General features: G+C 63.7%; 15 protein-coding genes. 11 read left to right on the plus strand and 4 right to left on the minus strand.

Annotated elements, in window-relative coordinates; translation table 11 throughout:
• A partial coding sequence (locus tag XcyCFBP4188_RS23250; RefSeq protein WP_218972675.1) for a hypothetical protein occupies nt 1-355 on the plus strand: 355 nt, incomplete at its 5' end.
• A 102-nt stretch (nt 356-457) separates the two neighbouring features.
• Here XcyCFBP4188_RS23250 and putA read toward each other — a convergent pair.
• Entirely contained in the window at nt 458-3658 is a 3201-nt protein-coding gene (gene putA, locus XcyCFBP4188_RS04660; RefSeq protein WP_104591712.1) for a bifunctional proline dehydrogenase/L-glutamate gamma-semialdehyde dehydrogenase PutA, read from the minus strand.
• A gap of 278 nt (nt 3659-3936) precedes the next feature.
• Here putA and XcyCFBP4188_RS04665 point away from each other — a divergent pair, with 278 nt between their 5' ends.
• Genes XcyCFBP4188_RS04665 through XcyCFBP4188_RS04690 form a run of 6 tightly spaced genes read left to right on the plus strand, consistent with a single transcriptional unit; the run spans nt 3937 to nt 8677 of the window.
• On the plus strand, nt 3937-4413 hold the full coding sequence (locus XcyCFBP4188_RS04665) for a DUF2244 domain-containing protein (protein WP_006449742.1): 477 nt from the start codon (nt 3937-3939) through the stop codon (nt 4411-4413).
• Nucleotides 4414-4429: 16 nt separating this feature from the next.
• Nucleotides 4430-5371, plus strand: a complete 942-nt coding sequence (gene coxB, locus XcyCFBP4188_RS04670) for a cytochrome c oxidase subunit II (RefSeq protein ID WP_006449741.1) — start codon at nt 4430-4432, stop codon at nt 5369-5371.
• Between the two features lie 39 nt (nt 5372-5410).
• Nucleotides 5411-7015, plus strand: a complete 1605-nt coding sequence (ctaD, locus tag XcyCFBP4188_RS04675; RefSeq protein WP_095574994.1) for a cytochrome c oxidase subunit I — start codon at nt 5411-5413, stop codon at nt 7013-7015.
• On the plus strand, nt 6996-7169 hold the full coding sequence (locus XcyCFBP4188_RS04680; RefSeq protein ID WP_043907995.1) for a hypothetical protein: 174 nt from the start codon (nt 6996-6998) through the stop codon (nt 7167-7169). The genes ctaD and XcyCFBP4188_RS04680 overlap by 20 nt, the downstream gene beginning before the upstream one ends.
• Complete coding sequence (locus tag XcyCFBP4188_RS04685; protein ID WP_006449738.1) at nt 7166-7762, plus strand: cytochrome c oxidase assembly protein; 597 nt, start codon at nt 7166-7168, stop codon at nt 7760-7762. Before XcyCFBP4188_RS04680 ends, XcyCFBP4188_RS04685 begins: the two co-directional genes overlap by 4 nt.
• A gap of 39 nt (nt 7763-7801) precedes the next feature.
• Nucleotides 7802-8677, plus strand: a complete 876-nt coding sequence (locus XcyCFBP4188_RS04690) for a cytochrome c oxidase subunit 3 (protein ID WP_006449737.1) — start codon at nt 7802-7804, stop codon at nt 8675-8677.
• 98 nt (nt 8678-8775) lie between these two features.
• Here the strand turns inward: XcyCFBP4188_RS04690 and XcyCFBP4188_RS04695 are convergent, their stop codons facing one another.
• Nucleotides 8776-8994, minus strand: coding sequence for a twin transmembrane helix small protein (locus tag XcyCFBP4188_RS04695; RefSeq protein WP_006449736.1), 219 nt, complete (start codon nt 8992-8994; stop codon nt 8776-8778).
• A gap of 60 nt (nt 8995-9054) precedes the next feature.
• On the opposite strand from XcyCFBP4188_RS04695, the gene XcyCFBP4188_RS04700 reads away from it, so the two are divergent.
• The 4 genes from XcyCFBP4188_RS04700 to cyoE are packed head-to-tail and all read left to right on the plus strand — an operon-like array spanning nt 9055 to nt 12456.
• Nucleotides 9055-9780: an SURF1 family protein gene (locus tag XcyCFBP4188_RS04700; protein ID WP_006449735.1), complete on the plus strand. Its 726-nt coding sequence runs from the start codon at nt 9055-9057 to the stop codon at nt 9778-9780.
• Between the two features lie 27 nt (nt 9781-9807).
• Complete coding sequence (locus XcyCFBP4188_RS04705; RefSeq protein ID WP_043907994.1) at nt 9808-10383, plus strand: hypothetical protein; 576 nt, start codon at nt 9808-9810, stop codon at nt 10381-10383.
• A gap of 10 nt (nt 10384-10393) precedes the next feature.
• The gene (locus XcyCFBP4188_RS04710) at nt 10394-11557 is read left to right on the plus strand and encodes a COX15/CtaA family protein (RefSeq protein WP_006449733.1); all 1164 of its coding nucleotides are present in this window, start codon (nt 10394-10396) and stop codon (nt 11555-11557) included.
• A gap of 2 nt (nt 11558-11559) precedes the next feature.
• Entirely contained in the window at nt 11560-12456 is an 897-nt protein-coding gene (gene cyoE / locus XcyCFBP4188_RS04715; protein ID WP_074056519.1) for a heme o synthase, read from the plus strand.
• A 202-nt stretch (nt 12457-12658) separates the two neighbouring features.
• On the opposite strand, the gene XcyCFBP4188_RS04720 is transcribed toward cyoE, so the two are convergent.
• Both XcyCFBP4188_RS04720 and XcyCFBP4188_RS04725 read right to left on the minus strand, forming a co-directional pair.
• A complete protein-coding gene (locus XcyCFBP4188_RS04720; RefSeq protein ID WP_104591713.1) occupies nt 12659-14239 on the minus strand; it encodes a thioredoxin family protein in 1581 nt (526 codons plus the stop codon).
• Between the two features lie 268 nt (nt 14240-14507).
• Nucleotides 14508-15509, minus strand: coding sequence for a bile acid:sodium symporter family protein (locus tag XcyCFBP4188_RS04725; RefSeq protein WP_104591714.1), 1002 nt, complete (start codon nt 15507-15509; stop codon nt 14508-14510).
• Between the last annotated feature and the right edge of the window lie 6 nt (nt 15510-15515).

Genomic DNA, 15515 nt, shown 5'->3' on the forward strand with positions numbered 1-15515 from the left:
CGTAGATCTGGCTAACACGAGATTTGGGTTTATCTGGCTCCGCCACCATATCCGTCACGTCGGCAACATCGCCGGCCTCGCCTATTGGATATCTGCATGCCTGAGCTGCTGCATTGCAGTGCAGATCGACTTAGTGCGATACATCTGTTGCCTTGATGCGTTAAACCACAGCGAATCCATCGCTGACGTAATCCATTACCGCAAGGCACGACAATGTATTGAGTTATGTTTTGCCGCTTCCGGCAAGACATTGCTTGAAGATGAGATGACGCAATGTGCTCAAGGTGCTGAAAGGAATATCTTGATCCGGCACAGGATTACTTTCGTGCGGCGCTTGAACGCTGAGCCGATTTAGCTGTGGCGGCTCATTGGCAAATCTGGACGCAACAAAAACCCCGCTTCCGCGGGGTTTTTGTTTGTTTGGGCGAAAGAGTTACTCTTGTTGCCGAGCGAACTTTTAGTCGCCCAGTGTCAGCAAAGAGGCGTTGCCGCCCGCGGCTGTGGTGTTGACGGTAACGACCTTCTCCGTCGCGAAGCGCAGCAAGTAGTGCGGCCCGCCGGCCTTGGGACCGGTACCGGAGAGGCCTTGGCCGCCGAAGGGTTGTACGCCGACGACGGCGCCGATTTGATTGCGGTTGACGTAGACATTGCCGACCGCAACGCGTGTGGTGATGCGGTCGATGGTCTCGTCGATACGCGAGTGCACACCTAGCGTCAGTCCATAACCTGTGGCGTTGATCTGGTCGATAACGGCATCGAGCTGGTCCGCTTTCCAGCGAATTACATGCAGCACCGGTCCGAAGATCTCACGTTGCAGCTGCGTCAGCGTGGTCAGCTCATAGGCGCGCGGGGCGAAGAAGCTGCCATGCGCGGTCGTTGGATCCAGTGCCGTGCTGCCGATCAGGCGCGCTTCGCGATCCATGCGTGCTGCATGATCGTCGAGGATCTTGAGTGCATCTGCGTCGATTACCGGGCCAACGTCGGTGGACAGTAGCGCAGGGTCGCCAATCTTAAGCTCGCCCATGGCACCAGCGAGCATGGTCATCACCTTGTCGGCGATGTCGTCCTGCACGAACAAGACGCGGGCGGCCGAGCAGCGTTGGCCGGCGGACATGAAGGCGCTGGAGATCGCATCCTTGACGACGGCTTCGGGCAATGAAGAGGAGTCGGCGATGAAGGCATTCTGGCCGCCGGTTTCGGCAATCAGCACACCGATCGCGGCGTCGCGTGCAGCCAGGGTGCGGTTGATGACCCGTGCGGTCTCCGTGGAGCCGGTGAAAGCGACGCCGACCACGCGCGGATCGTTAGTCAGCGCGGCGCCGACGGTCGCGCCATCGCCAGGCAGGAACTGCACGACAGCCTCGGGGATGCCCGCTTCTTGCAGCAGCTTCACTGCCGCGTAGCCGATCAGGTTGGTTTGCTCTGCCGGCTTGGCGATGACGCTGTTGCCAGCGGCCAGGGCGGCGGCGACCTGACCCAGGAAGATGGCGAGCGGGAAGTTCCAGGGGCTGATGCAGACGAACACGCCGCGCCCATGCAACTGCAGCTCGTTGGATTCGCCAGTTGGACCGGGCAGGCGCTCGGGCGCACCGAACTGGGCGCGTGCCTGGCCGGCGTAGTAGCGCAGGAAGTCGACTGCTTCGCGGACCTCGGCCACGGCGTCGGGCAGAGTCTTGCCGGCTTCCTTGACGCAGATCGCCATGAACTCGGGCATGCGCGCCTCGAGCAGGTCGGCCGCGTGCTCCAGGATGGTGGCGCGGCTGGCGGCAGGCGTGCGGTTCCAGGCGGGCTGCGCGGCGGCAGCGGACGCCAGTGCCTTCTGCACGGTTGCCGGATCGGCCGGCTGCCAATGCCCGACGGTTTCACGTCGGTCTGCCGGGTTGAGTACCGCTTCGCTGGGCGTGCTGAGTACTGCGCCGGGCACCAGTGGGCTGGCCTTCCACGGTTTGACTGCGGCGTTGAGTTGCTCGGCCAGCTGCCGCAGATCGTTGTCGTTGGCGAGATTGGCGCCCATGGAGTTTTTCCTGTGCTGGTTCTGGCTGCGCAACAGATCGGTCGGCAGCGGAATCTTGGGATGCGGAATGGAGCTAAACGACGACACCGCTTCGACCGGATCGCGGATCAGGTCTTCGATGGCGACATCCTCATCGGTAATGCGATTGACGAAGCTGGAATTGGCGCCGTTTTCGAGCAGGCGACGCACCAGGTACGGCAGCAGATCTTCGTGCGAGCCGACCGGTGCGTACACGCGGCATGGCAGTCCCAGGCGATCGGCTGGAATCACTTCGGCATACAGGTCATCGCCCATGCCGTGCAGTTTCTGGTGTTCGTAATTCTTGCTCGTCGCAATTGCGCGTACCGCAGCGATGGTCTGCGCGTTGTGCGTGGCGAACATTGGATACAGCGCATCGCTGTGCGCGAACATGCGGCGTGCGCAGGCCAGATACGACACGTCGGTGTTCTGCTTGCGCGTAAAGACCGGATAGCCAGGGTGGCCTTCGATCTGTGCGCGCTTGATCTCCGCATCCCAGTACGCGCCCTTGACCAGACGCACCGGAATCCGACGACCGACACGACGCGCAAGATCGGCCAGAAAGTCGATCGTGTAGGGCGTGCGCTTTTGATACGCCTGCACCGCCAAACCATAGCCTTCCCAGCCATCCAGCGATGGGTCGGAGAACGTGGCCTCGATGATATCCAGCGACAGTTCCAGACGATCGGCTTCTTCGGCATCGACGGTGTAGCCGATACCGTAGGACTTGGCCAGCTGCGCCAGCTCCAGCACACCCGGTACGAGCTCGGCCATCACGCGTGCGCGTTTGGCGTGCTCGTAGCGCGGATACAGCGCAGACAATTTGATCGAGATACTGGGCGCTGCAAATACGTCGGTGCCGACAAACTTGCCGCTGCGGCCGATCGCATGGATGGCATCGCGATACGCCTGCAGATAGCGCTGCGCATCTTTCATGGTCAACGCGCCTTCGCCGAGCATGTCGAACGAATAGCGGTAGTTGGCGTTGTCGCCCTTGCGCGAGCGCGCGAGTGCTTCACCAATGGTGCGTCCCATGACGAACTGGTGGCCCATGATCTTCATCGCCTGGCGCACGGCCAGGCGAATCACCGGTTCGCCAACGCGGCCGATCAACCGCTTGAACGCGCCCGGTACGTCGGCGCGGGTGAGGTCGTTGAGTTGCACCAGCTTGCCGGTGAGCATCAGGCCCCAGGTCGATGCATTGACCAGCACCGAATCGCTACCGCCGACGTGCTTTTTCCAGTCCGCATCGCCGAGCTTGTCGCGGATCAGCTTGTCTGCGGTGTCCTGGTCGGGAATGCGCAACAGCGCTTCGGCCACGCACATCAGCAGCACACCTTCCTCGCTGCCCAGGTCGTATTGGCGCATGAAGGCTTCGATCGCGCCCTGGTCCTGCGCACGTGCGCGGACACGGGTGACCAAGTCGGCCGCGACTGCCTGCACCTTGGCCTGTTCGGCGGCGGGCAGGCGGGCCTGGTCGAGCAGCTCGCGCATGTGCTCGGCTTCGTCCTTGAGCCAGGCGGCGGTGATGGCGGCACGCAATGCGCCGGGTGAGGCAGGCAGCTCGGGCGCCAACAGCGGGCGCGCAACTGGGTTGGAGGCAAGCGGGTCGAGCTGAGCGTTCATGCGAAAGATGCCTGGGGATCCGCGCTCATTCTAGAGAGCGGAAGTACCTGCGCACTTGTGTGGAAGCGGCAACTTTTCCGCCGTTTTGTGCATGTCGCCATCGCACGCTCAAGCGGACTCGATCGCTGCTGGCTGCAGCCACCTGCATCGGGGAAGTGTTTGATTTACGCGCGTTTTTAGCTGCACTGCAGCAATTGAATGATTGCCGGAAACGCTTGCCGCATGCGTTCGCGCGGGTCTACCATCGGGCTATTCCCGCAGTGCGCTGCGTGTTGCCAATGATCGAAGTGCTGCCGTTGATGTCCGAAGGGGTTGGGACGCAGGTGCGGTTGCGGCCCCCGCGGGCACTGTCTGCCAGGCAATTCGTGCAATTGTTCGCAGTGTTGGCGGGAACGATGTGGTTGTTTGCAGGCCTGGGGTGGTGGACCGGCAATGCGTTCGCGCCGGTGTTCGCCCTGTTGCACAGTGGTGTGGTGGCGCTGGCGCTACGGCAGTTGTGGCGAAGTGGCGAGCGCGAAGAAGCGATCCGGGTGGGGGAAGCCGTTGTCGAGGTGTTTCCGTCCGGGCATGCGCCACCAGCGTTTCAGGCTCATCCGCACTGGGTGCGGTTATCCATGGAACGCGACGACAGGGTGTTGCTGATAAGCAGCGGCAGGCAAATCGAGATCGGAAGTTTTCTCGGGCCGGCCGAACGTGTGGAACTGGCAACTACGCTGAAACGCTTGCTCGCGGCCGCCAATGGCCGTCACCGATGACGTAAGGGTCTAGGCAATGACGCAACGCAGCAGCTGGAAGTCGATATATACGAAAGTGAGCCTGGCAATGACGGCGCTGCTGAGCGCACAAGGTGCCTGGGCGCAATCGGCCGACCCGAAGGAATGGCAGCTCAACATGGGCCGCGGAGTCACGCAGACCGCGCGCATGGCCTATGAGGCGCACATGGTGGCGCTGTGGGTCTGCGTGGTGATCGGCGCGCTGGTGTTCGGTGCGATGGGCTATGCGATCTTCAAGTTCCGCAAGTCCAAGGGCGCGGTGGCTGCGCAATTCAGCCATAACACCACGGCCGAAGTGCTGTGGACGGTGATTCCAGTGCTGGTGCTGATTGCGATGGCCTGGCCGGCAACGGCCAAGCTGATTGCGATGTACGACACGCGCGAGTCGGAAATGACCGTCAAGGTGACCGGCTACCAGTGGATGTGGAAATACGAGTATCTGGGCCAGGGCGTGGAATTCACCAGCCGGCTGGCCCGCGAATCCGATCGCATCCGCCAGAGTGGCGAGCGTCCGACCGCTGCATCGCAACCGCATTATCTGTTGGACGTGGACAACCGCCTGGTACTGCCGGTCGGCACCAAGATCCGTTTCGTGATCACTGCCGACGACGTGATTCATGCGTGGTGGGTGCCGGCCCTTGGCTGGAAGCAGGACGCCATCCCCGGCATCGTCAACGAGGCATGGACCAACATCGAGCAGCCGGGCGTGTATCGCGGGCAGTGCGCCGAGTTGTGCGGCAAGGATCATGGCTTCATGCCGATTGTGGTGGAGGCGTTGCCCAAGGCCGAATTCCAGCGCTGGCTGGCGGCGCGTCGCAGTGCAAGCGCAACACCGGCAGGTGCACCTGCACCGGTCTCCGCACCTGCAGCAGCGCCTGCCGGGGAGGTCGCTCCCGCCGCCGCGCCTGTTCCCGCCGCCGCACCGACCGCCGCTCTTTAATCGCTCGCAATCGCACCGCTTTATAGAGGTCGTTCCGTCATGGCGCATACCGCAGTCGATCACCACGGACACCACCAGCCCGGTTTCGTCGAGCGCTGGTTTTTCTCGACCAATCACAAGGATATCGGCACGCTGTATCTGCTGTTTTCCTTCGTGATGTTCATCATCGGCGCAGCGATGAGCGTGGTGATTCGCGCCGAATTGATGCAGCCCGGGTTGCAGTTCGTCAAACCCGAATTCTTCAACCAGATGACCACCGTGCACGCACTGGTGATGATCTTCGGTGGCGTGATGCCGGCTTTCGTCGGCTTGGCCAACTGGATGATTCCGCTGCAGATCGGCGCGCCGGACATGGCGCTGCCGCGCATGAACAACTGGTCGTTCTGGCTGCTGCCGGTCGCGTTCACCCTACTGTTGCTGACGTTGTTTCTGCCAGGCGGTGCGCCGGCCGGTGGCTGGACGCTGTACCCGCCGCTGTCGCTGCAGGGTGGCTACAACGTGGCCTTCAGCGTATTTGCGATCCATGTCGCCGGCGTCAGTTCGATCATGGGCGCGATCAACATCATCGCCACCGTGCTCAACATGCGTGCACCCGGTATCGATCTGTTGAAGATGCCGATCTTCTGCTGGGCCTGGCTGATCACCGCGTTCCTGCTGATCGCAGTGATGCCGGTGCTGGCCGGTGCGGTGACCATGTTGCTGACCGACAAGTTCTTCGGCACCAGCTTCTTCAACGCAGCCGGCGGCGGCGACCCGGTGATGTATCAGCACATCTTCTGGTTCTTCGGGCATCCCGAGGTCTACATCATGATCCTGCCGGCGTTCGGCGTGGTCAGCGAGATCATCCCAACCTTCAGCCGCAAGCCGCTGTTCGGCTATCAGGCGATGGTCTATGCGATCGCGGCGATCGCGTTCCTGAGCTTTATCGTGTGGGCGCACCACATGTTCACCGTGGGTATGCCGCTCGGTGGCGAAATCTACTTCATGTTCGCCACGATGCTGATCTCCATCCCGACCGGGGTGAAAGTGTTCAACTGGGTCAGCACGATGTGGAGGGGCTCGCTGACGTTCGAATCGCCGATGCTGTGGGCGGTGGCGTTCGTGATTCTCTTCAGCATCGGTGGGTTCTCGGGTCTGATGCTGGCGATCGTGCCGGCGGATTTCCAGTATCACGACACCTATTTTGTGGTCGCGCATTTCCATTATGTGTTGGTCACCGGTGCGGTGTTCGCGCTGATTGCGGCGGTGTATTACTGGTGGCCGAAGTGGACCGGGCGCATGTACAACGAGGCCTGGGCCAAGTTCCATTTCTGGTGGACGATGGTGTTCGTCAATCTGTTGTTCTTCCCGCAGCATTTTCTCGGCCTGGCCGGCATGCCGCGGCGGATTCCCGATTACAACGTGGTGTTCGCCGACTGGAACCTGATCAGCTCGATCGGCGCGTTCGGCATGTTCGCCACGCCCTTCCTGATGGCCGGCATCCTGTTTGCCTCGCTGCGCAATGGCGCAAAGGCCGAGGCGCGCGCGTGGGAAGGCGCCAAGGGGCTGGAGTGGACGGTGCCATCGCCCGCGCCGGCGCATACCTTCACCGTGCCGCCGGTGATCAAGCCTGGAGATCTCGCGCATGAAGACATCGGTCACTGAGTCCGCACCGCTGCCGGCTGTGGCACGTTTGCTCTCCGCTGCCGAACGGCAGGCGCAACAGCGCCGCGCGGTGCGCCGCACCGCGATCACGGTCGGCATCATCGCGTTGCTGATCTACGCAGGTTTCATCGCTTCGGGAGTCATTGGGCGGTGAGTACCCACGCGCCCGCGCCTGCACCGACTGCCGGCCTGTTCAAACTGCTGGGCGTGGTGTTGGGCGTGTTCGTGCTGACCTTTTCGCTGGTGCCGCTGTACCGCATCGCCTGCGAAAAAGTCTTCGGCATTCGCATGGAGCGAGCACCTGGCAGCTCGCATGCGAGTGCTGCCGGGGCTGCAGCGGCGGGCAAGCGTACGGTGAGGGTGGAGTTCGATGCCGGGGTCAATTCCAAACTGCCCTGGACCTTCCATCCCGAGCAGATGACGATGGATGTGGTGCCGGGCGAACTCAACGAAGCCTTGTATTTCGCGCGCAACGACAGCGTGCGTGCGGTGGTCGGCAGTGCGGTGCCGTCGGTCGCACCGGCGCGTGCATCCGGATATTTCAACAAGACCGAATGTTTCTGTTTTACCGCGCAGACCTTGCAGGCCGGCGAAACGCGCGATATGCCGCTGCGTTTCATCGTCGACCCTGCTTTGCCGCCGGAAGTCACCACGATCACCTTGTCCTACACGTTCTATCGCAACGACACCCTGACCTCGGAGTTGCAAGGCGGTGGCGCATCCAGCGCGCCGCGCGCGGCACCGTAATCCTTTCTCCACACGCAGCACCGACACGGAAGCAACGCCATGGCCGACCACAGTCCCAATGCCGACGCGTATTTCGTCCCGAGCCATAGCAAGTGGCCGTTTGTCGGGTCGATTGCGATGTTCGTGATGATGATTGGCGTGGCCAGCTGGCTCAACGATGCGGCATGGGGACGTTGGACGTTCTTCGCTGGCGTTGCGATGTTGCTGGCGACCTTGTTCATGTGGTTTGGCGATGTCATCCGCGAATCCAATGCCGGGCACTACAACCGCCAGGTGGATGGGTCCTTCCGCATGGGGATGGTGTGGTTCATCTTTTCCGAGGTGATGTTCTTCTGCGCCTTCTTCGGTGCGTTGTTCTATACGCGCGTGCTGACGCTGCCCTGGCTGGGTGGCGAAGGCGATGGTGTGATGACCAACGAGCTGCTGTGGAATGGCTATTCCGCCGCGTGGCCGACCAATGGCCCGGGCACGATCGGCGGGCAGTTCCAGACCATCCCGGCGTGGGGCCTGCCGCTGATCAATACGTTGATCCTGCTCAGCTCCGGTGTGACGCTGACCATTGCCCATCACGCGCTGAAAGGTGGCCGGCGCGGTGCGCTGCTGTTGTGGCTCGGGTTGACCGTGCTGCTGGGTTGCGTGTTTTTGTTCCTGCAGGCGGAGGAATACATCCACGCCTACACCGAGCTCAATCTGACGCTTGGCTCCGGCATCTACGGCTCCACGTTCTTCATGCTTACCGGCTTCCACGGCATGCATGTGTTGCTGGGCACCATCATGTTGGCGGTGATGTGGCTGCGGGTTGCGCGCGGGCACTTCACCCGCGACAACCATTTCGCCTTTGAAGCGGCCGCGTGGTATTGGCACTTCGTCGACGTGGTATGGCTGGCGCTATTCCTGTTCGTGTATGTGCTTTGAGGGTGGGGATTGGGGAGTCGGGATTGGGATTTCGCAAGAGCGATCCGCTTTTGCTATTACGAATCCCTAATGTCGAATCCCCAATCCCATCGGCCGCGTCAGCGGCCGAGCCCATGCGGCTTGATCCAGCCGGTGTAGATACCGAGGATCACCACCGCGATCAGCGCGACCGACAGACCGATGCGCCAGGTGAGTGCGTTGACGGTGCGCTTGGTCTCGCCCCGATCGGTGAGCAGGTAATAGAGACCTGCGCCCAGGTTCCATAGGATCACGATCAGGAAGGCGACAATCAGCAGCGTCTTGAGCGAATCGTTCACAACAGCCCCGGTGGTCGTCGGCGTGGTAACGGCATTGCACGCCTTTTTGCGTCGCTTGTCATGATGCGCAAGCACACGGCGGTGTTGGGTTGGTGTCTGGCGTTGCTGGTCAGCGCGGGTTTTGCGGCGCTTGGGTACTGGCAGCTGCAGCGCATGCACAGCAAGCAAGCCTTGCTGGAACACGCCGCGCATGTGCGCGAGATGCCGTTGACCTTGGTGCAAGCGTTAGCCACGCCGCATGCGCTGGCATGGGCGAGCGGAGACGTGCGTTTTCTGCCGCAGCAGGTGTTGCTGGACAACCAACTGCATGCAGGGCGCGCCGGTGTGCGCGTTTATCAACTTGCCGCGCCACAAGGCAGCGCAGGCACACTACTGATCGAGCTGGGCTGGCTGCCGTTGCCGGCCAATCGGCAGTTACCGACGATCACGCCACTGCACGGGACCCAGGCAATGCGGGGGTTACTCAGCGCGCCGCCCTCGGCTGGGCTTGCGATCGGGCCGGCAATGGCCCCCGCCGGTACGCCGCAGACCTGGCTGGCCACACGCCTGGATGCGCCGGCCCTGCGCAGTGCCTTTGGCAGGCGCGACATTTCGTCGCAGGTGTTGCGGCTGGATCCGGCCCTACCGGTCGGTTACGCGCGCGATCTGGAGATGCTGCCGAACACGCTGCCACCCGCGCGGCACTTGGGTTATGCGGTGCAATGGTTCGGTCTGGCCGCAGCGGTATTGGTCACCGCGACGTTGCTGACATGGCGTGCGCGTCGCCGCCGTCGACGCGGGCACTGACGCCTGCGGCATGAGAAAATCGCCGGCATGACCTCATCCACATCGGCCACGCCGCATTCGGTCAAACGCGGCCGCAGGATGCTGATTGCCCTGGCGGTGCTGTTCTTCGGCTCGATGTTGCTGGCCGGCGTGCTGCGCTTCTCCGGATGGCAGCCGGCATCGATGCGCAATCACGGCGAACTGCTGAAGCCGCCCGCCGACCTGCGCGCCTTGGTGCCGCTGCGCGCGGACGGGCAGCCGTATGCATGGACGCCTGCCGAACGCGTATGGCGCATCGCGCTCGCACCGCCCGCCAGTTGCACGCAGCAGTGCGTGACCTTGGCGGCAGAACTGGACAAGGTGTGGCAACTGCTCGGGCATCGCGCCGACAAGGTGGAGGTGCTGTGGGTCGGTACCCCGCCGGCCGGTTTGCCGCCGATGCCGGCGCTGCGTGTGCTGCGCGACGACGCGCGGCTGCGGCAGGCGTTACCACGCGCTACCGATGCCGCCGGCGTGCCGGTGTATGTGATCGACCCCAACGGCTTCGTGATCCTGCGGTATGCCCCAGGGTTCGACCCGGCCGGCCTGCGCGCCGATCTGGTCAAGCTGCTGAAACTGATGTGAGCCCGTTTCGATGAATCTGTTTGTGCCACCGGCATTGTTCCGCCACTTCCATCGCATGGCCTGGCTGGCGGCGTTGTTCACTGCGAGCACGATCCTGTTCGGATCGTTCGTGCGCCTGTCCGATGCCGGCATGAGCTGCCCGGACTGGCCGACCTGCTATGGCCGCGTCACCTGGCCGCAGACCAGCGACGAAGCCAACACGCATGTGGCCAGCAAAATCCGTCCGTTGGAGTCGCACAAGGCCTGGCGCGAGCAGGTGCACCGTTTCCTGGCCGGCGCGCTCGGGGTGGAAGTGCTGGTGCTGTCGTTGCTGGCGGTGCGCCGCAGACGCATGGGCATTGCCCAGGTTGTCACTGCGGCGGTGCTGGTGGCGTTGTCGATCCCGCTGTACATGTCCGGCTGGCACACCCTGGCGTCCGGGGTGGCGATCGTGGGCGAGGCCATCCTGCTGATGGCGGCATTGCGCTGGAGCAATATCGATCTGGCCCGCGCGGCGGTGCTGACGCTGGCGGTGGTGATCTTCCAGGCGTTGCTGGGCATGTGGACGGTGACGCTGCTGCTCAAGCCCATCGTGGTGATGGGCCACCTGCTCGGCGGCATGCTGATGTTCTCGCTGCTGGTGTGGATGGCCTGGCGCGCGACGCATCTGCCGATCACGTTGGCCGACGCTTCGCGGCTGAAATGGCTGCTGCGCCTGGGCGTGGCGGTGCTGGGCCTGCAGATCGCGCTGGGCGGTTGGGTCAGTGCCAACTACGCGGCGCTGGCCTGCGGCGGCGGTAGCTGGTCGGCCGACAATTTCCCGCGTTGCGTGAGCCAATGGTGGCCGCCACACGACTTCCGCGAAGGCTTCACACTCTGGCGCGGGATCGGCGTGGATTACGAAGGCGGCGTGCTCGATGGCGCGGCGCGTATCGCGATCCAGATGGCGCACCGGTTGTGGGCGATTGCGACAGCGCTGTATCTGTGGTGGCTGGCCTGGCGCCTGTCGCGCTCGCCGGGCATGCGCGTGTGGGCCGGTGCGCTGGCGGTGCTGGTGGCGGTGCAGGTGACGCTGGGCATGCTCAACGTCAAGCTGGCATTGCCGCTGGAAGTGTCGGTGCTGCACAACGGCGGGGCGGTGGCACTGTTGTTCGTGCTGGTCTCGTTGTTGGCGCGGCTGCGCGCGCCGGAGTGAACATGGCTGTCAGCGCACGCGATTACTGGGATCTGACCAAACCCAAGGTGGTGGCACTGATCGTGTTCACCGCGTTGGTGGGCATGTTCCTGGCCATCCCCGAGGTGCCGACGTGGCTGCAGGTGCGCACCGGTGCGTTGGGCTTTCTGGGCATCTGGCTGGCGGCGTCGGCGGCGGCGGCGATCAATCAATTGCTCGATGCCAAGATCGATGCACAGATGGCGCGCACCTCTTGGCGCCCGCTGGTAGTGGGCAAGGTGCGGCCGTGGCAGGTGCTGCTGTTCGCCAGCGTGCTGATCGTGATTTCCATGACCATTCTGGTGGTCTGGGTGAATGTCATCACGGCGGTGCTGACCTTCGCTTCGCTGATCGGTTACGCGGTGATCTACACCGTGTACCTGAAGCGGGCGACTTCGCAGAACATCGTGATCGGCGGGCTGGCCGGTGCCACGCCGCCGATGCTGGGCTGGGCGGCAGTGACGGGCTTGCCTACCAGCGCCGACTGGATCAATGCCTCGCTGCTGGTGCTGATCATCTTCATCTGGACGCCGCCGCATTTCTGGGCGCTGGCGATCTTCCGTCGCGCCGATTACGCCAAGGCCGCGATCCCGATGTTGCCGGTGACCCACGGCGTGCCGCATACGCGCAGGCAGATCCTGGTGTACACGGTGCTGCTGGCGATCGTGACCCTGCTGCCGGTGGCGGTGGGCATGAGCGGGGTGTTCTATCTCGGCGGCGCGCTGGTGCTCAACGTGGTGTTTCTCTGGTACGCCTGGCGCATGCTCGACCCGCCGGACGAACTGTTCTCGATGAAGATGTTCGGTTACTCCATCGTGTATCTGATGGCGCTGTTCGCGTTCCTGATGGTGGATCACTTGCTGCTGCCGTGGGTGCGCTAGCGGCAGCGACAGGCAGCTGACGCCAGGAGCGGCTGACAAAGCTGCTGTGCGGCCGCCGATGGGTGCGGCCATTGCTCGAACGCGGCATGTATCAGCCATACACGCCGGTCCCGAGCACGTTCAACATTCATTGGCCAGCTGCCAACCGTGCTCTGTCAGCCGCGCCAAGTCGCCGCGCAACTGCCTGCACGGTTGCGCAGGCTCAGCTCAGCCAGTTGGCGCACTCGCTGGTGTTCTTGCTGCCGCAGCTGGTCTGCATCTTTTGCTGAAGTCGTGTCAGCACCGCATTGCCTTGCTGGCGATGCTGCTTGCTCCAGGTCTTCAACGTGGCGCCCAGCGTGGCGAAGCGTTGGCGGGTGCGCTGCCGGTAGCCATCGGGCTGCCCGGCCAGCTCGCCGATCACCTGCGTGGCCGCCGCCTCGATGCCGGCGGTGTCGTCGGGACTGAGCCGGATCAGGCCATCCACATACATCACTCCCCACTGCACCCGGGTGGCAGGCCCTTGCGCGCTTTCGTAGGCCTTCTTGAGCCAGGACAGCGCGGTCTTTTTATCGCCGCGTTGTTCGGCCAGATCGGCCAGTTCGGGCATGTAGTAGTACGGCGTCTTGCTGCGTGCCAACTCGGCCAGCAGCAACTGCTCGGCGCCACTGCCATCGCCTACTTCGCTCAGTAGCGCCGCGGCGGTGCTGATGGTGGATTGGCGCTCTTCGTCGGTCTTGGCGGTGTCGGTGGCCCATTGCACGCGTTGCTGCACGGTGTCGACCACGGTTTTGGGAAGCGGCGGTTGCGGGCCTTTCGCTTCGGTTTCGGTGGGCTGGCCCTGCGCCAGGCGTGCCAGCTGGATCTGCGCGTAGGCGGTGCCCAACCGATCGGCGATCGGCAGCGCGGTGTCGGCGTAGACCTTGTCCAATGCCAGATTCAGCGCGTTGGACAGCGTGGTGCGCTCGCCGGCATCGCGGCTGGCAGCGGCGACCAGACGCGCGGGCGTGTAGGTCAGCGTGCTGAGATTGGCGCGCACTTCGGCAGGGTCGGCCAGCACCGATTCCAGCAGCGTGCGCGAAGCCGCGCTGGCGGCCGGTGGGTCCTTGGCTGCGGTAATCGCCGCCAGCGCGAAGCTGCGTTGCAGGGCCGGCTGCGGGGCCGATTTGGACAGGCGCGTAAGCACATCGACGGCCTCATCGGGCTTGACGAGCCGATCGTCGGTGCCCCAGGCGTAATTGCCGAGCACGGCCCAGTCGTCCGCGCTGAGTTGCTGCGGGGTCTGCAATGCGGTGTCGAGCAGTTGCTTGGCGGTGCTGGTGCTCTTGGCCGCCACGCGCAGCACATCGGCCAGGCGCGCGTTGTCGGCGTCGCCGGCCAGGCGGGTGATCTCGCTGCGATCCGGGCGCAGCACGATGATGGTCGGGTAGCCCTTGATGCCGAAGCGCTCGCCCCAGGCCTGCGCGCCTTCGGAATCGCCATCCAGGTGCACCGCCACGAATTGCTGGGTGCGGGCAATGAAGGCCGGGTCCTTGAACAAGGTGGCCTTCAGACGATTGCACGGCGGGCACCAGGCCGCGCCCCAGTACAGCAGGATCGGTTTGCCGCTTTCCTTGGCCTCGACAAACGCGTCTTCCACATCGCCCTCGCGCCAGGCGATGCTGGATGCTGGGGCAGGCGTGGCCGTTGTCTTGGTCTGCGCGGGTGCCGATGGCGTCGCGGGCTTGTCGCAGGCAGTCAGGGTGGCGAGTACCGCCAGCAGCACGATCAAGGATGGGGAAGGGCGTCGGAACGACAGCGTCATGGCAATCACCGATTGGGGGCGGCAGGGGGACGATCAAGCACTCTAGCGAGCTGTGCCTTGCCAACCATGCGACAGCTCATGACGCTTGTCCATCTGCTTAGAACCCGCTCCGAGCTGCAATGCGAAGTGCCATCACGTGGAGCGTAGTGGCTTGGCGTTTGCGGCAGATGCAACCCGCCCACAGCAAGCAGGCATCTGTAGGCCACGCATACGCGGGCCGCGCCTGCGTGTAAGCGATCAGACCACCGCGGTGCAGTGATCATCGCGCTCAGTGACCACCGGCACCGGCTTGCGGCTCGCTCGGTGCGCTACGTGCATAGCGTGCGGCCACGAACGCGCAGACGATCAGCTGCAGCTGGTGGTACAGCATGATCGGCAACACGATCGCACCCAGGCCGCCGCCGGCGAACATCACCCTGGCCATCGGCACGCCGGTGGCCAGGCTCTTCTTCGAGCCGCAGAAGACAATTGCGATTTCGTCGGCGCGGTTGAAGCGCAGGCGGCGCGCGATGAAGGTGATCGAGAGCATCGCAACGGCCAGCAACAGCGCGGCCGCACCGAGTACGGCGAGCAGGGCCGGCAACGGCGTCTTCTGCCACAGCCCTTCGTTCACCGACGCGCTGAAGGCGGTATAGACCACCAGCAGGATGGTGCCCTGGTCGGTGTAACGCAGCACGGCGCGATGCCGTTCGACCCAGCCGCCGATCCACGGACGCAGGAAATGCCCGGCCAGAAACGGCACCAGTAGCTGCAGCATGATCTTGCCGATCGCCTCGGCCGGGTGCGCCATCGCGCCCTGGCTGCCGACCAACAGACCCATCAACAATGGCGTCAGAAACACGCCCAACAGGCTGGAAAGCGAGGCTGCACAGACGGCGGCCGGCACGTTGCCGCGCGCCATTGAGGTGAAGGCGATCGACGATTGCACCGTGGATGGCAGCGCGCACAAAAACAACAGGCCGACATACAGCTCCGGTGTCAGCGCCAGATGCGCGAGCGGTTTGGACAACACCCCGAGCAGCGGAAACAGCACGAAGGTGCAGGTCAGGATCACCAGATGCAGGCGCCAATGCAGCGCGCCGGCCTTGACGGCCTCACGCGACAACCGCGCGCCGTGCAGGAAGAACAACGCGGCGATCGCCACATCGGTGACATCGTCCATGATCGCGGCAGCGGTGCCGTAGACCGGCAGAAACGAGGCGAGCGTGACCGTGCACAGCAGCGCGAGGGTGAATGGATCAATGCGCAACCGCGCCAGCAGCTTCTTCATCGAGGT

The organism is Xanthomonas hortorum pv. cynarae (genome assembly GCF_002939985.1).
Taxonomy (GTDB): domain Bacteria; phylum Pseudomonadota; class Gammaproteobacteria; order Xanthomonadales; family Xanthomonadaceae; genus Xanthomonas; species Xanthomonas hortorum_D.